Raw genomic sequence first — 20,746 nt, forward strand, 5'->3', positions numbered from 1 at the left:
GCTACCAGGGCACCAGCGCCAGATCGTTATAGGGCACCACGGAGCCATCGGGGTCCGTCACCCTGACTTCATCGCCGTAGCGATCGATCACCTTGACCCGCAGACGGTGGTGAGCGCGGTCCAGCTCCAGGCGACAGAAGTTTTCCTGCTGATAGAAGCCAAAGGCCCGGTAGTGCAGCGTCACGTCACCATCAAACAGCGGAAAGCCATCCACCTGACCGGGCAGACGGGAGTCGTGAACAAAACCGTTGGGGTCCCCGTCGGCCCAGAAGAACGGCCAGTACAGCGCCGAGGAGGTGACGTCATACAGCCGTCGCGGCTCTCCACCGCCCCCTTCCACCACCATCTCGGCGATATTGGCGCAGTGCACGTCGCCGCTGAGGAAGATCACATTGTCGATGCCGGCCTCGACGATATGTTCGACCAGCGCCTTGCGGGTGGCCGGAAACCCCGACCAGCTATCGCTCTCGGCACGCCGGGAGAGGTTGGTCCGCACCAGATCCGTCGGCGCCTGGGCGTCATGGCCATCCAGGGCCGGATCGAGCCTTTCATCCAGCGGACTGGGCGCGAACACCGTCGAGGTAACGACAAACTTGGGCATCGCGCCGCACCTGGCCTGCTGGTCGCTCAGCCACGTGAGCAGCACGTCCAGCTGGGAAGGATGCTGGGGGTCGATGCTGGGCCGTCCCAGCAGATGGTTGTCCATCACCCGGTTCTCGCGACCGTAGGTACGATGGGTACGGGTGTCACAGACGAAGAAGGGATAGCCGCCGCAGTCGAAGTGATAGTGCAGATGACGCCCGAAGCTGCGCGGGCAGTGTGACCACTGGTAGCTCATGTAGGCGCCAATGGCGACATTGAACAGCTCGCGCTTGGCGGCGAGCCGGTCACGATGCCAGTTGTCCTCGATCTCGTGGTCATCGAGGATCATGTACACCGGTGCCTGGCGCAGGAAGTGGCGCATCTGCGGGGAACCAAAGGCCTGGCGATAGCGGTCCTGAAACTCGGCGAAGGTCTCGGCGCGACCGATCGGCACGAAGCGACTGTACTGATCGGCGTAGATCTGATCGCCCACCAGCAGGCTGAAGCGCGCCGCCGGCCGACTGCCTCGACGCCTTAAGTGACTGGCCATGGGGCCGAAGATGCGATCGGCTTCCTTGGTCTTCCACAGGGTACCGGGATAGCGACAGGACCCCAGCAGAAAGGCCAGTCGTGGCTCCACTGCGGCGGCGAAGGTGGTGAATTCGGCCTCGCAGTGCTCGCCATCTAGGTCGGCGAGCAGCGACGCCATGCCGTTAACGTCGGACAGCCTGGCGGCGATCTGGGCGTCACTCAGGCTTTCCACGTCGGGCGTCGTGTCATCCAGGGTGAGGGTCGCGACACGCACCTTGTAGCGGGTATCGGGCGTCAACGGCACCACCCCATCGGGTTGGCCCAGCGGCGCCACGCCATCGATCGCTCCCAGACCTTCCTCGGCCCCCAGCTCGAAGGTCCCGGTACGATCAAACTCCCGGTGCAGACGAAAATAGAAGGCGTGGGGACGTGACGGATCACCGTCGATCAGGCGGGGCAAGCCATTGTCCTCGACCACCGCCAGCAGGCCCACGGTGCGCAAGGACGCGGTCAGGTCGACGCCATCATCATTGGGAGCGATACCGCGAACCCACAGCCGACAGCTGTGAGCCGTGGTGTGCCCCACGATAGGCCCGATATCGGGCGCGCGAAGTCCCGACATGTGCCCTCCTCCGTCGCAGCGGCGCGTGCGAGGCAGACCGGTTGCCCGCCTGTCCCGTTAAGCGTAGTTCGACTTTGCTGAAGCGGCGACCTGGGCTCTGGTAACCTGTCACTTGCCAGCGTGGTCCTGCCAGTCGCTGATGCTCGCCGATTCTCTTCAATGCCAGCCCAGGAAGCCTCCATGACAGCGACGTCGGATAGCGCCCAGGACGTACTCTCGGTCAGCGACCTCAATCGACGCGCGCGCGCTACGCTGGAAGCCGATCTCGGCGAACAGTGGATCGAAGGCGAGCTGTCGGGGGTCTCGCGCCCGGCCTCGGGGCACGTCTACTTCACCCTCAAGGATGAACGCGCCCAGGTGAAGGCGGTGCTGTTTCGCACGCGTGGACGCTTTGTGTCGACGCCCATGCGTGACGGTGATCTGGTGCGGGTGCGCGCCCGAGTCTCGCTGTTCGAGCCCAGGGGCGACTACCAGTTGATCGTCGAGGCGGTGCAGGCCGCCGGAGCCGGCGCCCTGCTCGCCGCCCTGGCGGCGCTCAAGCAACGCCTGGGCGACCAGGGGGTCTTCACCAACGCTCGCTCGCTGGCCTTTCCCCCGCGACATCTGCTGGTGCTGACCTCCGCCAGCGGCGCCGCCCTGCGCGACGTGCTGGCGGTACTCCGGGCACGCTGGCCGCTGGTCACGGTGACCCTGATACCGGTACCGGTCCAGGGGGCCGAGGCGGCGCCCGCGATCATCGCCGCCCTGGGCCTGCTCAATCGCCAGGCGACGCTGGACCAGGACCGGGACGTGGTGCTGATCACCCGTGGCGGCGGCAGTCTCGAGGATCTGTGGGCCTTCAACGATGAACACCTGGCCCGAGCGATCCACCACTCGCGCCTGCCGGTGATGTCTGCGGTGGGCCACGAGACCGACCAGAGCCTGTCGGATCTGGCCGCCGACGCCAGCGCACCGACGCCCTCCGCCGCCGCCGAACGTCTGGTGCCCTCGCGCCAGGAACTGACGGCCCGGCTAACCCAGGCAGACAATCGTCTGAAGGGTGCACAAGCACGCCTGTTGCAGCGGGAAGGCCAGCGGCTGGATCACCTGCGCTCGCGCCTGCGTCACCCCGGCGAGGCGATCGCACGTCAGCGCGATAGTCTTGGCCAGCTGAAGGAACGCCTCGGACGCGCCATCAGCGGTCGAGTGGTCGCCGAGCGGCGCCGCCAGACAGACCTGGCTCACCGTCTGTCGCTGCGCTCGCCCGGACTCACCCTGGACGAGAATCGGCGCCAACTGAGCCGCTTGAGACGCCGTCTCGACGGCGCCCAGCGGCTATCGCTGGTCCATCGGCGCGAGCGCCTGGCAGCCGCCGCCCGGGAGTTGCAGGCGGTCAGTCCGCTGGCCGTATTAGGTCGTGGCTACGCCATCCTCACCGCCAGCGACGGCCAGGCGGTGCGCCGTGCCGATCAGGCCGCGCCCGGCCAGCGACTGCACGCTCGTCTCGCCGATGGCGAGCTGGACGTCGAGGTGATCGAGACATGGCCGGCAGCCGAGCAGGCCCCGGACAACCGATCCGACGACGAGGCCTAGGGCTTGTCTGAAAAGTGCCTGCGCTCGGTAATACAGCGTTAAAAATCGGATCAAAATGCTCATTTACACCCCGTAAACTGCGCTTTCTCACCGATTTTTGCCTTGTCTAACCTTCGCTCGTCGACTTTTCGGACAGCGCCTAGGTTGTCGGTATCTTGCCGGCGGCACCTTGCCGGCGGCACCTTGGCGGCGAACCGCCGCCGGCTGAAGCAGCCGGACGGGGCCGGAGCGGGGATCTTCGGGGGCTCGGCCCATCGGACCAAGCCTGCCCATCGGGCTAGCGAGAAGGGCTTGCCACCCCCGGCTTGAACGAGGCGGGTTCCAGCTCGTGGCGGGACAATAGCTTGTAGAAGTCGGTACGGTTACGTCCGGCGATGCGCGCCGCCTGGGTCACGTTGCCCTCGGTAATCTTCAGCACCTTGACCAGGTAGCTACGCTCGAATCCTGCGCGAGCGTCGTTGAAGGTCGGCATGGCGTTGTCTTCCGCCGCCAGCGCCTGGGCCACCAGGGCTTCCGGGATCATCGGCGCACTGGACAGTGCCACGCACTGCTCGACCACGTTGACCAGCTGACGCACATTGCCGGGCCAGGCACAGGTTGCCAGCAGATTGAGCGCCTCCGGCGAGAACCCCTTGACGAAGGGCTTGTGGCGCGACGCCGCCTGGGCTACCAGATGCTTGACCAGCAGCGGCACGTCCTCGGCGCGATCCTTGAGCGCCGGCAGCTTCAGGTTGACCACGTTGAGGCGATAGTAGAGATCCTCACGGAACTCACCTTCATGCATGGCCTGATCCAGATCGCGATGGGTCGCCGACAGCACCCGCACGTCCACCGGCACCGACGTGGTGGAGCCCACCGGGCGCACCTGACGCTCCTGCAGTACCCGCAGCAGCTTGACCTGGATCGCCAGTGGCATGTCGCCGATCTCGTCCAGGAACAGGGTGCCACCGTCGGCCGCCTGGAACAGCCCGCCGTGTTCGCTGATGGCCCCGGTGAAGGCGCCCTTGGCGTGGCCAAACAGCTCGCTTTCCAGCAACTGCTCCGGCAGCGCGCCGCAGTTGATCGCGATAAAGGGCTTGTCGGCGCGGGCGCTGGCTTTGTGGATGGCATTGGCCAGCAGCTCCTTGCCGGAGCCCGATGGTCCAGTGACCAGCACGCTGACATCGGACCCCGCCACCATCCGCGCCTGCTCGAGAATACGCTCCATTTCAGGGCTGCGGGTGATGATCTCGTCGCGCCAGCTATCATCACCTTCGCCGCTGCTAGCGGTATTGGACAGGGCATCGTCGATGGCCCCGAACAGCTCTTCGCGGTCCACCGGTTTTGTCAGAAAGCTGAACACGCCCTGGCGAGTGGCGCTGACCGCATCCGGAATCGAGCCATGGGCAGTCAGGATGATCACCGGCAGGCCGGGCATGCGCCGCTGGATATCCTGGAACAGCGCCATGCCGTCCATTTCATCCATGCGCAGGTCGGACAGCACCAGATCCGGCCGCCCTTCTTCCAGCCGTTTGAGCGCCTCGCGACCGCTCTCGGCGGTGGTCACCCGGTAGCCGCGGCTTTCCAGGCGCATGCCCAGAAGCTTCAGCAGGCTGACATCATCGTCTACCAGCAGTACATGGGCCGATGTCCTGGCGTTCGCGGTCGCTGCGACTTGCTTCATATCACCGTCTCCACAATTTCACTCCATCCGCTGTCGCTGGTTGGTGCTCTGCTCTCATTCCGCCTGCTGTCGCAGATTGATGTTCTGCTCGATGGCAGTCATGGCATCGAGCTTGTCTGCCAGTTCCTTGTTTTCCTGGCGTAGCCGAGCCACCTCGCCATGATGGCGACCGGCGCGGTCATCCAGGGCGCGCCGCCCTTCGAGTTCGTTGAGCCAATAGCGCAGCAGGGGCTGGAGTTCAACGGGCGCCAGGCTCAGGTCCGCCTTGTAAAGCTCCGACGCCTGGTCCCACTGGGCTTCGCTGCCCCAGCTCAAGGCCACGGCACGCCCCAGGCGTTGCTCGGGCGCATGACCTTCCAGCCGCGCCAGCATGGCGTCACGCCACTGGCGATCGCCACGCTGGGAGGCCAGACCGAAGGCGATCCAGTCGGTCAACATGCAAGAAGACTCGGCAAAGGTCGGCACCTCTGCATGGCAGGTGGTCAGATCGAGCGCTTCGACCGCCGGTGTTTCGTCACCGACTGACTCGATAGGCAGCATTTCGCAACCGCTGATCACCAGCATCAGACTGACAACAGCGGCAGGGCCGACGACTCGGGTAAGCGAGCGTCGAGGTGTCAGGGTCACACCCCTTGAGTTCATAGCGTCAGGTTCCTTGCGTCCTGACCCGTCAATGCGGGCCTTGTATCGTTATGTAGGCCGTAATGTCGGCCATCTTCCGGTGGTGCTGCCGGCAGCGTCAGTCGAAAGCACACCGGCCACTCGGGATCATCGATCAGCTCGAGCCGGCCGTGCTGTAGACGAGCGCAGTCGGCCGCCACGGAGAGTCCGATGCCGGAGCCCTTGAGCGCACCCTTGCGTCGTGCTCGTCCTTGGTAGAAGGCCTCGAAAAGGTGGTCACGGTCCTGCTCGGCGATCGGCTCGCCGGTGTTGGCCACCTCGAGCTCGAGCCTGTCGTGGCGTGCACGGGCGCGAATCAGCAGCTTGCCACCATCCTCACCGTAAGCCACGGCGTTGGACACCAGATTATCGAGCAATCGGGCGGTGGCCTGATGATCGGCACGCCACTGCAGCGGGCCCGAGAACACTTCGACCCCCATCTCCTTGGACTGCAGGCTCAATCGATGCTTGGCCAGCACCTCGCGTGCGACCGTGGCCATGTCGAGGCGCTCGATGGCCGCACTGCGGTGGTGCTGCAACAGATTATAGTCGAGCAGTTGCTCGATCAGGCGCTGCAGTTCGGCGCCGCTGGCGTCGATCAGGTCCAGCACTTCACGCTGACGCGGGCTCAACTCACCGGCCACGCCATCGGACAACAGCGCCGATCCCTCACGAACGCTGGCCAGCGGTGTCTTCAGTTCATGGGACATATGGCGCAGGAACTGCTGTTTCTGGGCTTCGAGCTCTTCCAGGCGATGGGTCAACCAGTCGAGCCTCTCGCCCAGCGCCACCAGCTCTGCAGGACCCTGAACGTGGCGCTGCTGGCTGTCCTGATAGCCACTGCCGATGCCGAGGATGCGCCGCTCGAGCTGACGCACCGGGCGTATGATCAAGCGGGTGAACAACAGCATCAGCATCAGACTCGCCGAGACCAGTGCCCCGGTCTGCCACCACAGGCGTTGCTGCACTTGTCGCGCCCGTTCACGGATGGCGTCCAGGCGCAGATCGATGCGCCTGTTGGTGGCCTGGCGCATACCCTCGACGTGTCGGGAAAAAGCTACAAAGTCGTCGAGCGAAGCCGCGTAGGCCTCCGGCGGCTGTTGCGGCAGGGTCGCGAGTTCGTCGAGCAGGCGTTCCAGCGCCTGGATGTCGGGGTCATCGGGCAGCAGCAGGCGCTGGCGCGCCAGCAACTCACGGAACTCGGCCAGACGATCGGCATAGATGTCGAGCAGGCTTTCTTCCTGGATCACCGCGTACTGGCGCGCACCACGCTCCATTTCCACCGCCAGCGACCCCAGCGTGCGTGCCCGACGTGTCTCGGACACCGCCTGACGAGCGCTGACCTCGGCCAGCCGCGACAGCTCCGACAGCGCCTGACCAGCCTGGTACATCAGCACACCAAGCGGCAGCATGACCACCACGAAGGCCAGCAGCACCAGTTGCAACAGCGAGCGAGGGCGCCAACGGCGCGTGGCAGCAGAGGTCATGACCAGAGTTCTGTGAAGGAAGGTGAATGAAGCGTCCATCAATCCATCCAGAAGAATACCAGAATTGGCCCGTTACCCCCGCGTCAAACGCTCAGCCGACTTCGCAAAAAACCGTATGAAAAAAAAGGGGCCGGCTAGGCCGGCCCGAATACGCAGGGAACTGAAGGGTCGAAAACAGATCAATCGATGGCCTGGTCCGCCCATTGAACGGTTTTCGGGTGGCCCAAAGGGCCCGAAGCCAAGGTGCGATCGTCGTTACCAGGAACCTGATCTCACCTCTTGGATGGTCTCCCATCCTGCCTCGTTCTGGCTCCGTCGCCTGGGCGGCGGAGCGAAAGACTCCCCCGAAGGGGTCGGCTTCCTTGCCAGAGCATCCTTGCTCTTCACGACACCTCTCCTTGCCTGATCGGCCGGTGCCGTCTCATCGCAACCTTGTGTCGCACATCACGCGGAGCAGGCGCTGGATTCGTCGGAGTCGCACAGGGCAGTGATTTTTCCGCCGATCCCGGAAGGACAACGACACTTGATCGCCACCTTCCCTGCTCGCCAAGACTATTGCGATCACCGTGCCAAAAACAAAGCAACCTATTTATTATCAATAACTTAAAATTATCAAAAATTGCCAACCACAGCCATCTTAAGCGTCATGGCCGACTTTCGAGGTCTGAGCCTTGAACAAACGTCGCCAAATCCAGACGCAAAACGAGCCAAAATCAAAATATCCTTACTTAACAAACAATTACGGCGTCTCCAAATGGAGACGCCGTAATGGTTGGCCGAAACGTCGACGAGCACCTTCCCTGGTACGCCCTACAAGGCCTTGCTCATTACCTTCGACTTCCGCGCATGATTGTAGGCGTCGCGTCGCAGCGGTGGCAGTTCATCGAGCGCCGAGGGGACAAAGCCGTGCTCAAGAAACCAGTGGGCGGTGTGGGTGGTCAGGGCAAACAGACGATCGATGCCCTGGCGCCGGGCCTGACGCTCGATCTCTGCCAGCAGGCGTTCACCACGGGCCCCGCTACGATAGTCCGGGTGCACCGCCACGCAGGCCAGCTCACCGACGTTGGCGTCGTCGAAACGGTGCAGGGCGGCGCAACCGATGACCATGCCATCACGCTCGATCACCAGGTAGTCGTCGATCTCGTGCTCGAGCCGTTCGCGGGATCTCGGGACCAGCATGCCGCGCTTCTCCAGCGGATCCAGCAGTTCCAGCAGCCCGCCGATATCCTCCACGCCCGCCGCTCGAAGCTGTTCGTAGCGATGCTGGGTGATCATGGTGCCGACGCCGTCACGGGTGAAGAGTTCGCCCAGCAGAGCGTCGGCGTCGCGCCAGGACAACAGGTGGGTGCGTGCGACGCCATGGGACGCCGCCTCGCAGGCGGCTCCCAGGTGGCGTGCGCGCTCCTCACCGATAGAGGCGTCGTCCAACAGCGGCCGCGCCTCCGCCGGAGACAGCTGTCGCAACAACCGCCCGCTGTCATCGCGCAGACCGTCGGATTCCCCCAGCAGGATCAACTTGTCGGCCTTCAGCGCCACTGCCACTTGCTGGGCGACCTCTGCGGCGTCCAGATCGAAGACCTCGCCCGTGCTGGAAAACCCGAGCGGCGGCAGCAGTACCAGCGAGTGCTGCTCGAGCAGGGCTCTGACCGCCCCCGAGCGGACCCGGCGTACCTCGCCGGAACGCTGGAAGTCGACGCCGTCACGCACCCCCAGGGGCTTGGCCATGACCAGATTGCCGGACACCGTGGTCAACTCGATACCGTGCAGCGGCGTGTTGGGCAGCCCCAGTGACAGCCGCGCCTCGAGCCACAGGCGCTGCTCGGCGGCGACCCGCTCGACCCTGGCCATGATGGTTTCGTCGGCGACCCAGCGCCCCTGATGGCGCACCGGCGAGATACCCTCGGCTTCGAGCACGCTGTGTACCTGATGGCGAATGCCGAAGGCCACCACCAGCTTGACCCCCAGGGTGTGCAAGAGCGCCAGGTCCTGGATCAGCGACTCCCCTCGCCCCGCCGCCATCGCCTCCCCTTCGACCAGCACGACGAAGGTGCGGCCACGGTGGGCATTGATATAGGGCGAGGAATGGCGAAACCAGTCGACGAAGGAAAAGGACGTGTTCAAGGACCGGACCTGCTGCGGCGGACAAGGAGAAAGGAGTTCTCACTATATCAGAGCCTGCTATCGACCCACACCCGCCCCGCCCGTTACGCCCTGTTGCCACCTGCGCACCTGTGAACGCCAGACACGACAACGGCGCCCGAAGGCGCCGTCGTGGGGGGGAGGAGTGAGCGACATGATCGCCCTATAGCCCCTTTCCAACCCGTTAGTTGAAGATCCCTTGCCTAGTTGAAGATCCCCTTGAACATGAAGAAGAACATGATCGCAAGGCCCGCCCCTGCCGGCAGGGTGATCAGCCAGGACATCACGATGGTACCGATGACCCTCAGGTTGAGGGCGGCAAGACCGCGGGCCAGACCCACGCCCAGCACCGCACCCACCAGGGTGTGGGTGGTCGAGATCGGCAGGCCGGTTCCCGAGGCCAGCACCACGGTGGTGGCGGCGGCCAGGGTGGCGGCGAAGCCACGGCTCGGGGTCAGCTCGGTGATGCCGGTGCCGACGGTGGCGATGACCTTGTGACCATAGGTCACCAGGCCGACCACGATGCCACCACCGCCCAGCACCAGCACCCACCAGGGCACCGCCGAGGCGCCTTCGATGCTGCCATGCTCATGCACCACGCTGATGACCGCGGCCAGAGGGCCGACGGCATTGGCCACGTCGTTGGAACCGTGGGCGAAGGCCATGGCACAGGCGGTGAAAATCATCAGCACGCCGAACACCCGCTCGACACCCTCGAAACCGAAGGAGTCGGTCTTGCGCTGGCTACGGCCGATGCTGCGCTCGCGCCAGATACCCAGGCCCATCAGCGCCAGGCCAAAGAGCACCGCGATCAGCAGACTCTCGAACGGAGCAAGGTGCAGGCCCACGTGCTTGAGGCCCTTGGTCAGGGTCACCATGGCGACGATGAACCCCACCAGGAACACGTACATCGGCACATAGCGCTTGGCAGCGGCGAACGGGTCGTCGGCTTCGAACACCAGACGCTGCACCGACTTGAACAGCATGAAACCGATGGAGCCCGCGAGCAGCGGCGAGACGATCCAGCTGGCGGCGATCTGGCCCACCTTGCCCCAGCCCACCGCCTCGATGCCGAGCCCGGCCAGGGCAAAACCGACGATGGCACCGACGATGGAATGGGTGGTGGACACCGGCCAGCCCTTCATCGAAGCGATCAGCAGCCAGGTGCCGGCGGCCAGCAGCGAGGCCAGCATGCCGTAGACCAGGAACTGGGGGTCGTTTTCCAGAAGGGCCGGATTGATGATGCCCTTGCGGATGGTTTCGGTGACCTGGCCACCGGCCAGCCAGGCACCGAGAAATTCAAAGATGACGGCGATGATGATCGCCTGCTTGATGGTGACCGCCCGTGAACCTACGGAGGTACCCATGGCGTTGGCCACGTCATTGGCACCGACGCCCCAGGCCATGAAGAAACCGAACGCGCAGGCCAGTAGGATGAAGATGTCACCGTGCTGGGCAATGATCGACATGGGAGAAGATCCCTTGATTGCTGACTGAGGAAAGTCTGAATGACGTCAGACCGCCCGCAGGCGGTCGGATGGAAAGACGGTCTTCAGTTCGCCGTCATGATCTGGAGTCGGCTGCCGACCCGCTCGGCGCGGTCCGACACTTCTCCGATCCATTCGATGATCTGATAGAGGAACATCACGTCTACCGGCGGCAGGTCCTTCTCGAGGGCGAACAGCTGGCGACGAATGGCGATCTGCTGCTCGTCGGCACGCTGCTCGAGATCATGCAGCCCACGGATCAATTTCTGCATCAGCTCGGTGACATTGCGTCCGAAGCCGGATTCGAGCAGGTCCTTGAGTTCCTCGAGGGCCTGACGCGCCTGGGCGACACAGTCGACGGCGGTGGCGATGTACTCGCGCATCGGGGTCGCCAGGGCGTCGGGTACCTGCATCTGGCGGCCGAGCATGATGCCGGTGATGTCGCGGGTCTTGTTGGCGATCTTGTCCTGAACGCTGACCAGGTCCAGCAGGTCCGAACGGGAAACCGGCAGGAACAGGGTGTTGGGCAGGTTCAGCCTCAGCTCGGTCTTCAGCGAGTCCGCCTCGTGTTCGAGCCGGGTAATCACTTCACGATGCGAGGCCGCCGCATCCCAGTCGCCCCTAAGGGTCGCCTCGAAGAAGGGCAGCAGCTCGGCAGAGCAGTCGTGCGCCTTTTCGATATGGGCCAGCAGCGGTTGAAAGGGGGAGCGGCCAAACATCGCCGAAAACGGATTTGATGTCACCATAGGGAGTCACGGACACTGGAGAAATGGCGGCGACAGTATAGTGACCCCAAACTGTCACGTCATGGAAAAAATACTGCCTCACTAACGTCACATTGATGTGATTCACCCTCCATTATCCCTGCCAGGACGCTCCGCATGAGCCATGAAGTCGAACTCAAACTCGCCCTGGGGCCGGATGGCCCGGATGCGCTACGACGCCACCCCCGCCTCGCCGGAGAGGCTTCCCGCCGTCAGACGCTGGTCAATACCTACTACGACACCCCTGAGGGAGATCTCAAAGAGGCCCGCGTCGCCCTGCGTCTGCGGCGTATCGGCGACGAGTGGCGCCAGACCCTGAAGACCAGCGGCCAGGGCGGTGGTGGCCTGTCCACCCGGGGAGAATGGGAATGGAAGGTGGCCGGCGACACCCTCGATCTGGAAGGTCTCAAGGGGCTCGAGCCGATCCAGGCATTGGACGAGACCCTGCTGACCCGCCTCGCCCCCTGCTTTACCACCGACTTTCAGCGGGAGGTGTGGCTTTTGCAAAGCGATGGTGGCGAGGTCGAAATCGCCCTCGACGAGGGCGAGATTCGCGTGGGGGAGCTAAGCGTTACCATCCGCGAGGTCGAGCTCGAGCTCAAGCGGGGAGACGCCAGACAGCTACTGGAGCTGGCCGATGGCTTCGCCGAGAGCGTCCCGCTGCGCCCATCGGACACCAGCAAGGCGGCTCGCGGGACGGCACTGGCGGAGGGCTGGCGGCTGCCGTCCGGCGACAGCCCCTCGACCCTGCTGCATCGCCTGGTGGTCGCCCTCGACGCCTACGCCGACACCCAGGACAGCGGCTGGATGGTCACCGCCCGGGAGACGCTAGAGCGGCTTGCACAGTGCTCGTCGGCGCCCGGTGTCGGTGAGGAAGTCAAGCACCTGCAAGACTCCCTCGAGGACGCAGAGCACCGTCCCGACTGGCTCAGTGCCGAGGTCGGCGCCGGCCTGTTGAGACTCGGTCGCCGGCTACCCGACAACGTCGAGATGGAGTAACGTCAATAGCGAGCAACGCCGACGATGGCCCCATTTCCTGTAGGCGATAACCTAATCCCTGCAGGAGAATGCCCCGAGACCACAAGGACACGCCCGTGATCAACGGCTACAAGCCGGCCGCCGAAGGCCTCAAGACGCGCATCTTTCAGATCATCTTCGAGTCGGATACCCGGCTGGCCAAGGGCTTCGACATCGCCTTGATCACCGCCATCCTGGCCAGCGTGCTGGTGGTGGTGCTGGAGAGCGTCGATAGCCTGCGCATGCAGTATGGCGAGCTGTTCCGGGCCATCGAATGGACCTTCACCATCCTCTTTACCATCGAGCTGGTCCTCAGGCTCTACTGCCTCGAGCGGCCGCTCAATTATCTGAAGAGCTTCTACGGCACCGTCGACCTGATCGCCATCCTGCCGAGCTGGCTGGCGCTGCTGATCCCCGGGGCCCAGTCGCTGATTGTCATCCGCCTGCTGCGCAGCCTGCGCATCTTCCGGATACTGAGACTGATGGAATTCGTCGGCGAGGGACGCCTGTTGATCGACGCGCTGAAGCGCAGCGGCCACCAGATCTTCCTGTTCCTGTTCACGGTGTTCATGCTGGTGACCATCTTCGCCTCGATGATGTATCTGATCGAGCCGAGGGAGGCCGGTTTCACCAGCATTCCCGTAGCCATCTACTGGGCGGTGGTGACCCTGACCACGGTGGGCTACGGCGATATCTCACCGGTGACGCCGCTTGGCCAGGCCATCAGCGTGGTGGTCATGTTGATCGGCTACTCGATCATCGCGGTCCCCACCGGAGTCTTCTCCGCCGAGGTAATCCGCTCGATTCGTGCCGATCGCTACTCCGACGAAGCCTGCCCAGGCTGCGGCCACGACCGCCACGAGCAGCGTGCCAAGTACTGCCTGATCTGTGGCACCTGGCTCGACGAGGACACCCCCGACCCCAACGCGCCGAAGGAAGAACCAGAAGAGGAACCGGAGGACGACGGCGGTGAGGAAGAAAAGGCCAAGCGCGAAGATGACGAAGACGATGGCGTCAGCAATCCCGACCGCAGCGGGCCCTCTGTCTAAGGCGGGGTCCACAACCGCGGCCCGGGAGAGCGAGCCAGGAACGCGACCCCATCATCGTGGCGGTATTCGCCTGTCGCCTTTCTGACAATGCGCCGCATGCTTTCGCTGGTTTGCGTCGAGCGCTACTCCTGGAAGGGTGAGATATCGCCGCGCCCTTCGCGCACGATGACCGGCGGCATGTCGCGCAGATCGATCACGCTGGTCGGCTCCAGCTGACAGGCGCCACCGTCGATCACCAGGTCCAGGTGCGCACCGAAGCGATCGCGAATCTCTTCGGGGTCGGTCATCGGCAACGCCTCCCCTACCGGAATCAGGGTCACGCTCATCAGCGGCTCGCCCAGGCGTTCAAGCAGAGCACGCGAGATCTCGTGGTCCGGCACCCGTACACCGATGGAGCGGCGCTTGGGATGCAGCAGCAGCCGGGGCACCTCGGTGGTGGCGTGCAGGATAAAGGTGTAGGCGCCCGGGGTGTGGGCCTTGAGCAGGCGGAAGACGGCGTTGTCCACCTTGGCGTAGGTGCCGATCTCCGACAGGTCCGAGCACACCAGGGTGAAGTTGTGCTTGTCGTCCAGCGACCTGAGCCACTTGATCTTCTCGATGGCCTTCTTGTCCCCCAGGTGGCAGCCCAGGGCGTAGCCCGAGTCGGTCGGATAGGCCACCACTCCGCCCTTGTGGATGATCTCGACCGCGCGGTCGATCAGGCGCTTCTGGGGGTTGTCGGGGTGAATCTGAAAGTACTGGGTCATGTTGCCTCCCTGGCGAACAAACGGGCAAAAGAAGTTGGCGAAGAAAGCACGAGGCGCAGCGCGGGCCTTCCCTCTGAGACTAGACCGAATGGGCGGCGTTCTTGTCTTCGGGGCTCTTGTCTTCCGGGCCGGCGCGCGGGGTGTCATCGTCCACGCTCGCATTTGTCACGCCAGGGCCCGCCACGTTCGTACTCGCCGCGCTGGCGAACCAGGCGGCAAGGCGCGGATGGGCCCACACCGGCGCCACCGCGGTGCGCGGAATCGGACTCATGCTGCCCGGCGCCAGGTGTCCTCCCGGAAAGTGAAAGTCGCTGCCAAGCGATCCGTACAGCTCGCGCTCCATCAACTGTCGCGCCAGGTCCCGGGTGACATCAGGGTTCTGGAAGCCGCTGACCAGCTCCGCCGCCTGGCCCCCTGCCCGACAGAACTCATCGAGCAGCAGGCCGCGCTTGCGCCGGGTCAGCTTGTAGCGAAGGGGATGAGCCAGCACCGCCACGCCGCCGCTGTCGAGGATCCACTCCACCACCTCGGACAGGTAGGGCCAATGCGACTTCACGTCGCCGATCTTGCCGTTGCCAAGATACTTGCTGAAGGCCCCGGACAGATCCGCCACCAGCCCTTCTGCCACCATCACGTGGGCGAAGTCGGGGCGATTGAGCGGCCGGTCGCTGCCGGCCCAGGCACGCGCCTTGGCCAGCCCGTCGCTCAGGCCGATGCGCTCGAGTCGCCGGGCAATGGTCTCGGCACGCTTCTCGCGGGCGATGGCCTGCTCGGCAAGGCCGGCCTCCAGCATGGCCCCCGGCCCCGACGGCAACAGCCCGACCACATGGATATTGAGTCCCCGCCACTGACAGGACAGTTCGCTGGCGGGCAGCACCGACAGCCCAAGCTCGCGGGCGCGAAGGTCGGCCTCGGCGACTCCCTCGAGGCTGTCATGGTCGGTCAGGGCGATATGCGAAAGCCCCTTGGCGTGGCACAGCGTCACCAGTTCCGACGGCGCAAGAGCGCCGTCGGAAGCGGTCGAGTGCATATGCAGATCGATGGCGAGGGCCGTGCCCTCGAAGGACTCAGGAAGGGCTGGCATGGGACAGGAAACTGGCTCCTCGACATGACGCCGGGCGGCGACTTTGACAGAATATGGCCTCCATGGTGCGCGTGGCGCCTGCCGCGGTCAATGCTGGTCGCGTCGCGCATGCGCCTCCCCGAGCCGGGTGATCGTCATCCAGGATGCCGTAGAGCGGCATCCGACCGCCCGGCGAGTCTGCCCGGGCCAACGTCAACCGGGCCCTATCGAGGAACTATCGATGCTCTACGCGATCATCAGCGAAGATGTGGACAACAGCCTGGAACGTCGACTGGCCGCCCGGCCCGACCACCTGGCTCGACTCGAGGCCCTGCGCGATGAGGGACGCCTGGTGCTGGCCGGACCGCACCCGGCGGTGGACAGCGAAAATCCCGGAGACGCCGGCTTCAGCGGAAGCCTGGTGGTCGCCGAGTTCGACGACCTGGCCAGCGCCCAGGCCTGGGCCGATGCCGACCCCTACATGATCGCCGGCGTCTATGCGTCGGTCACCGTCAAGCCGTTCAAGAAGGTCCTGCCCTGAGGCGAGCCGAGTGCCTGCCCCGCGCACCTGGCGGGATCGCGGGCACCCTGCTTCTGGCACCTGTTCGTGGACAAGCGATGTCCTGGCTACCGTTCACGGACAGCCTGTTTGCTCCGGGTTTGTTCACAGCCCGCTTGTTCACAGAGTCTGTGGAAAAGTCTGTTGAAACGCCGCGGACGCATTGCTGTAACCCTGTTGCCACGCCCTCGACAACAGAGTGATCAATTCTTGACCAGCCCCGCCAGCCGGAAATCTTCGACGTGACATCATCTCCAGATGGCCTCCCCGCCCTGACCGCCGCCACTACCGCCGAACTGGACTGGCGCGAGGACGACAGCGGAATCAGCCCTCACTCCCGTGCCTTCGACGATGTGTACTTCTCGCGCCACGACGGTCGCGCCGAGACCGAGCACGTGTTTATCGCCGCCAACCGGCTGCCCCAGCGCTTTGCCGCCTGGCACGAGCAGCGCCCCTTCGTGATCGGTGAAACGGGCTTCGGCACCGGGCTCAACGTGCTGTGCGCCTGGCACAGCTTCGAGGCGCTGGCGCCCCCCGGGGCGCGGCTGCACATCGTCTCCACCGAGCGCTATCCCATGAGCGCCGAGGATCTGATTCGGGCCCTGGCAGGCCAGCCGGATCTGGCCGACAAGGCGGCGGCGTTGATTCGTCAATGGCCGGCGGCGGTCACCGGGGTGCATCGACTGGTGCTGTCGCCCCGGGTCATTCTCGATCTGCACCTGGGTGACAGCAGCGAACGCCTTGCGCTGCTCGACGGCCTGGTGGACGCCTGGTTCCTCGACGGCTTCGCCCCCTCGAAGAATCCCGAGATGTGGCAGCCTGCACTGTTCGCCACGATGGCGGCGCACTCCCGTCCTGGCGCCACCTTCGCCACCTTCACCTGCGCAGGCATCGTCAAGCGCGGGCTCAAGGCCGCCGGCTTCACCTGGCGCAAGGTACCGGGCCATGGACGCAAGCGCGAGATGCTCGCCGGCGAGATCGACTCGCCTCCCGACGATACCGGCAGACGTCACACCCCCTGGTTTCGCCCTCCTGAGGCGCGGCCCTGTCGGCGCGTGGCCATTGTCGGCGCGGGCATCGCCGGCTGCAGCGCCGCCGAGGCGCTGGCCCGACGTGGTGTCGAGGTCACCCTGATCGACGCTTCGCGACCCGGCAGCGGGGGCTCCGGCAATGTCCAGGGCGCGCTATACGTGAAGCTCGCCGCCGACACCAACCACCAGAGCCGGGTCTATCTGGGCGGGCTGCTCTACAGCCAGCGCTGGCTCGCCCGACTCGACCCCGAGCAGCGCCTGTGGTCGCCCTGTGGCGTGCTGCAACTCGGTGCCAACGAGCGCGAGGCCCGTCGCCAGCGACGCTTTCTCGATCACCACGGCCTACCCCACACGGTGGTGCGTGGCATCGACGCCGACGAGGCCTCCAGCCTCGCCGGGCTCTCGCTGCCCCACGGCGGCCTTTACTATCCGCTGGCAGGCTGGGCCAGGCCGCGCGAGCTGTGCGAGCAGCTCGCCCGCACGCCAGGGGTGACCTTCGTCCAGGCCAGCATCGACAGCATCGAGCCTCTGGAGGGCGGCGGCTGGCGTCTTGTCGGCAGCCACGCCCTGAAGGGCGATCACACCAGCGTCGCCATCGAGGTGGATCAGGTCATCGTCGCCGCCGCCTATCGCTCGGCTGACTTCAGCCAGGTCACTGGCCTGCCGCTGCAGGCGGTACGCGGCCAGGTCAGCCGCGCGCCCCTGGCGCTCGAGGCCCCGGCGCCGAAGCGAGTGGTCTGCGCCGGTGGCTACGTGGCACCGCCGCTGGATGGCGTGCTGACCTTCGGCGCGACCTTTGCCCCGGGGCGTAGCGACAACGACACCCTCGACGAAGACCACCAGGCCAACCTAGAGGAACTCGACAGAACCCTGCCGGGCTACCTCGACCAGCTGCGTCAAGCCGGCCACCCGCTGGCGCTCGAGACTCTCGACGGTCGTGGCGGTGTGCGCTGCGCAAGCCCCGACAAGACGCCCTACGCAGGCCCGCTGCCCGATCAGCCGGCATGGCTTCGCGACTACGCGGTGCTGGCCAAGGACGCCACCCGGGTGCCGGACGTCGCTGGCAGCCACCATCCCGGCCTGTGGATCAGCGCCGCCCACGGCTCACGGGGGCTGGCCAGCGCGCCGCTGTGCGCCGAACTGCTGGCCTCGCGGATCTGCGATGAACCGCTGCCGCTGGAAGCCCCCCTGGCCGACCACCTGCACCCGGGGCGGCGGCTGATCCGCGATATCGTCCAGGGCAAGCGCCAGGGCTGACTCCAGGATGAGCGCCAGGGCTGGCTCCAGGGCTGGACGCAAGCAGCAACGCCCAGACGCCGACGGCCCGCCTTGAAGGCGGGCCGTCGTCTTTTTCACCCGCCGCAGCAAACGCCAAGCGGCCGGGGGCATCGGCAGATCAGATGTCTCCTTCTTCCTCGTCATCTGCGATGTCTCTGCCAAAGGATCGCCACTGGGCCAGGGTCAGCACCTCGGTGCTCTCGGTCTCCAGATCGTGGGCGATGATCAGCTCCGAGCGCTCGAGCTGGCCCTTGAGCTCCTTGACCCAGCCTTTCATGCCCTCTCCGGTGTCGGTGGTGTCGTAGCCCTGACGGGTGACGAAACTCTCGAGCAGGGCGTCCAGTGTCTCCCCGGGCAACATGCGATAGGGTACTTCGACGAAACGGCTCATGCTTGCTCCTCCGAACTCTCGGATTCCCACTCGTTCAGGCGCGCGAGGAAGGTCGCCTCGTCGATCACCTCGACCCCCGCCTGCTCGGCCTTGGCCAGTTTACTGCCAGCACCGGGGCCGGCCACCAGGCAATGGGTCTTCTTCGACACGCTGCCGGCCACCTTGGCGCCCAGCGCCTGCAGGCGCGCCTTGCCCTCGTCCCTTGTCATGGTCTCCAGAGTACCGGTGAGCACCCAGGTCTGGCCTTCCAATGGCGTGGGGCGCTCGCCGACGTCGACCTCGTCCCAGTGCACCCCCGCGGCGATCAACGCCTCCAGCGTTTCGAGATTGTGCGCCTGCTGGAAAAAGGTGGCGATATGGGCGGCCACCACCGGACCCACGTCGTCCACCGCCTCCAGCGTCTCACGGTCGGCCTGCTTGAGGGCATCGAGGTTGCCGAAGTGGCTCGCCAGGTTGGCCGCGGTGGCCTCGCCGACCTCGCGGATACCCAGGGCGTAGATAAAGCGTGCCAGGGTGGTGGCCTTGGCCCTTTCCAGCGCCTCGACCAGATTGCTCGCCGACTTCTCGGCCATGCGCGGCAATTCTGCCAGTCGCTCGGCGGACAGGCTGAACAGGTCCGCCGGGGTCTTGACCCAGTCACGCTCGACCAGGGCATCGATCAGCTTGACGCCGAGGCCGTCGATGTCCATCGCCCGGCGCGAGGCGAAGTGCTTGAGCGCCTCCTTGCGCTGGGCGGCGCATACCAGCCCGCCGGAGCAGCGTGCCACCACCTCGCCCTCGATCCGCTCTATCTCGGACTCGCACACCGGGCAGCGCTCGGGAAAGACGATATCCTCGCCTTCGCCTGCCGCCTCGACCACCCTGACCACCTGGGGGATCACGTCGCCGGCGCGGCGAATGGCGACCCGGTCGCCGATGCGCACGCCAAGCCTCGCGATCTCGTCGGCGTTGTGCAGGGTGGCGTTGGACACCGTCACCCCGGCCACGCTGACCGGGTCGAGCCGTGCCACCGGGGTGATCGCCCCGGTGCGCCCCACCTGAAATTCCACGTCGGTGAGGGTCGTGGTCTGCTCCTGGGCCGGGAACTTGAAGGCGATGGCCCAGCGCGGCGCCCGCGAAACGAAGCCCAGCTCGCGCTGCAGGCGTAGCTCGTCGACCTTGATCACCACCCCGTCGATATCGACGTCCAGGCGCTCACGACGCTCCCCCAGGCGGCGGCAGTAGTCGATAACACCGTCCGCCCCCTTGACCACTTCGAGCTCGCGACTGACCGGCAGGCCGACCTCGGCCACCCGCTGCATCAGTTCGCTATGGGTGCTCGCGCCTCCATCGGGCTCAAGGCGCGCTACCTGGTAGCCACGGAATTCGAGTGGCCGCGTGGCGGTCACCCTGGGGTCGAGCTGGCGCAGGCTGCCGGCGGCGGCATTACGAGGATTGGCGAAGACCTTGCTGCCCTGCTCACGGGCACGCTCGTTCATCGCCTCGAACTCCTGGTGACGCATGATGACCTCGCCGCGCACCTCCATCAGCGTCGGCGGCGTCTCGCCCCGAAGGCGCAGCGGAATGGACTTCAGCGTCTTCAGATTGGACAGGATGCCCTCGCCGGTACGGCCGTCGCCACGTGTGGCACCGCTGACCAGCACACCGTCTTGGTAGACCAGCGAGACCGCAGCGCCGTCGAACTTGGGCTCACAGGAGAACGACAGTGCGTCGGCGTCCAGCTCCATACGCTCGGCCACCCGCTTGACGAAAGCTCGTATCTCATCGTCATCGAAGGCGTTGTCCAGCGACAGCATGGGCAGCGCGTGGGTCACCTCGGGGAAGCCGTCGGCGGGCTTGGCACCGACCCGCTGGGTCGGCGAGTCGGGGCTCGCAAGCTCGGGATGGGCCTGTTCGAGCTCCGTCAGCCGACGCAGCAGCCGGTCGTACTCGGCGTCGGGCAGGCGCGGGTCGTCGAGCACGTGATAGCGGTAGTTGGCGTCATCGAGTTCGGTGCGAAGCCGCGCGACCTCGTCACGGATCGAAGCATCGGTGGTCATGTAAACCCTTGTCCTGGCGAAGTGCGAAGTGCTGATGATCGGCCATTCTACCCCATGCCCGCCGGG

The 20,746-nt window shown here is 65.4% G+C and carries 16 protein-coding genes; 5 read left to right on the forward strand and 11 right to left on the reverse strand.

All coding sequences use genetic code 11. The features are described 5' to 3' along the window. Window position 1: 1 nt before the first annotated feature. Window positions 2-1,735: an alkaline phosphatase D family protein gene (locus tag NFG58_RS17210; RefSeq protein WP_348827048.1), complete on the reverse strand. Its 1,734-nt coding sequence runs from the start codon at window positions 1,733-1,735 to the stop codon at window positions 2-4. Window positions 1,736-1,915: 180 nt separating this feature from the next. Here NFG58_RS17210 and xseA point away from each other — a divergent pair, with 180 nt between their 5' ends. After that, window positions 1,916-3,307: an exodeoxyribonuclease VII large subunit gene (gene xseA, locus NFG58_RS17215; protein WP_124803400.1), complete on the forward strand. Its 1,392-nt coding sequence runs from the start codon at window positions 1,916-1,918 to the stop codon at window positions 3,305-3,307. A 277-nt stretch (window positions 3,308-3,584) separates the two neighbouring features. Here the strand turns inward: xseA and glrR are convergent, their stop codons facing one another. The 6 genes from glrR to NFG58_RS17245 all read right to left on the reverse strand — a co-directional run bounded on the left by glrR (window position 3,585) and on the right by NFG58_RS17245 (window position 11,489). After that, window positions 3,585-4,970, reverse strand: coding sequence for a two-component system response regulator GlrR (gene glrR, locus NFG58_RS17220; RefSeq protein WP_045991097.1), 1,386 nt, complete (start codon window positions 4,968-4,970; stop codon window positions 3,585-3,587). Window positions 4,971-5,024: 54 nt separating this feature from the next. Next, window positions 5,025-5,612 carry a hypothetical protein gene (locus tag NFG58_RS17225; RefSeq protein ID WP_231498601.1) on the reverse strand — a complete coding sequence of 196 codons (588 nt, stop codon included), beginning with the start codon at window positions 5,610-5,612 and terminating at the stop codon, window positions 5,025-5,027. After that, window positions 5,609-7,117: an ATP-binding protein gene (locus NFG58_RS17230; RefSeq protein ID WP_348827049.1), complete on the reverse strand. Its 1,509-nt coding sequence runs from the start codon at window positions 7,115-7,117 to the stop codon at window positions 5,609-5,611. Before NFG58_RS17230 ends, NFG58_RS17225 begins: the two co-directional genes overlap by 4 nt. An 810-nt stretch (window positions 7,118-7,927) precedes the next feature. Next, complete coding sequence (argA, locus tag NFG58_RS17235) at window positions 7,928-9,238, reverse strand: amino-acid N-acetyltransferase (RefSeq protein ID WP_045991098.1); 1,311 nt, start codon at window positions 9,236-9,238, stop codon at window positions 7,928-7,930. Window positions 9,239-9,459: 221 nt separating this feature from the next. Next, entirely contained in the window at window positions 9,460-10,725 is a 1,266-nt protein-coding gene (locus NFG58_RS17240; RefSeq protein ID WP_045991099.1) for an inorganic phosphate transporter, read from the reverse strand. An 83-nt stretch (window positions 10,726-10,808) separates the two neighbouring features. Next, window positions 10,809-11,489 carry a TIGR00153 family protein gene (locus NFG58_RS17245; protein WP_045991100.1) on the reverse strand — a complete coding sequence of 227 codons (681 nt, stop codon included), beginning with the start codon at window positions 11,487-11,489 and terminating at the stop codon, window positions 10,809-10,811. 135 nt (window positions 11,490-11,624) lie between these two features. On the opposite strand from NFG58_RS17245, the gene NFG58_RS17250 reads away from it, so the two are divergent. Together NFG58_RS17250 and NFG58_RS17255 are read left to right on the forward strand one after the other, a co-directional pair. Continuing rightward, window positions 11,625-12,506: a CYTH domain-containing protein gene (locus tag NFG58_RS17250; RefSeq protein ID WP_348827050.1), complete on the forward strand. Its 882-nt coding sequence runs from the start codon at window positions 11,625-11,627 to the stop codon at window positions 12,504-12,506. 98 nt (window positions 12,507-12,604) lie between these two features. Beyond that, the gene (locus NFG58_RS17255; protein ID WP_315901234.1) at window positions 12,605-13,573 is read left to right on the forward strand and encodes an ion transporter; all 969 of its coding nucleotides are present in this window, start codon (window positions 12,605-12,607) and stop codon (window positions 13,571-13,573) included. A 122-nt stretch (window positions 13,574-13,695) separates the two neighbouring features. Here NFG58_RS17255 and NFG58_RS17260 read toward each other — a convergent pair whose 3' ends face one another. Beyond that, the gene (locus NFG58_RS17260) at window positions 13,696-14,319 is read right to left on the reverse strand and encodes an L-threonylcarbamoyladenylate synthase (protein WP_045991103.1); all 624 of its coding nucleotides are present in this window, start codon (window positions 14,317-14,319) and stop codon (window positions 13,696-13,698) included. Window positions 14,320-14,398: 79 nt separating this feature from the next. Next, entirely contained in the window at window positions 14,399-15,403 is a 1,005-nt protein-coding gene (locus NFG58_RS17265; RefSeq protein ID WP_348827051.1) for a PHP domain-containing protein, read from the reverse strand. 220 nt (window positions 15,404-15,623) lie between these two features. On the opposite strand from NFG58_RS17265, the gene NFG58_RS17270 reads away from it, so the two are divergent. Next, window positions 15,624-15,923, forward strand: coding sequence for a YciI family protein (locus tag NFG58_RS17270; protein ID WP_045991104.1), 300 nt, complete (start codon window positions 15,624-15,626; stop codon window positions 15,921-15,923). 260 nt (window positions 15,924-16,183) lie between these two features. Then, window positions 16,184-18,229, forward strand: a complete 2,046-nt coding sequence (gene mnmC, locus NFG58_RS17275; protein WP_348827053.1) for a bifunctional tRNA (5-methylaminomethyl-2-thiouridine)(34)-methyltransferase MnmD/FAD-dependent 5-carboxymethylaminomethyl-2-thiouridine(34) oxidoreductase MnmC — start codon at window positions 16,184-16,186, stop codon at window positions 18,227-18,229. A gap of 139 nt (window positions 18,230-18,368) precedes the next feature. On the opposite strand, the gene NFG58_RS17280 is transcribed toward mnmC, so the two are convergent. Both NFG58_RS17280 and ligA read right to left on the reverse strand, forming a co-directional pair. After that, entirely contained in the window at window positions 18,369-18,641 is a 273-nt protein-coding gene (locus NFG58_RS17280) for a YheU family protein (protein ID WP_045991106.1), read from the reverse strand. Further along, a complete protein-coding gene (ligA, locus tag NFG58_RS17285; protein ID WP_348827055.1) occupies window positions 18,638-20,680 on the reverse strand; it encodes an NAD-dependent DNA ligase LigA in 2,043 nt (680 codons plus the stop codon). Before ligA ends, NFG58_RS17280 begins: the two co-directional genes overlap by 4 nt. Window positions 20,681-20,746: the final 66 nt, after the last annotated feature.

This window comes from Halomonas sp. RT37 (assembly GCF_040070525.1).
In the GTDB taxonomy this organism is placed as follows: Bacteria; Pseudomonadota; Gammaproteobacteria; order Pseudomonadales; family Halomonadaceae; genus Halomonas; species Halomonas litopenaei.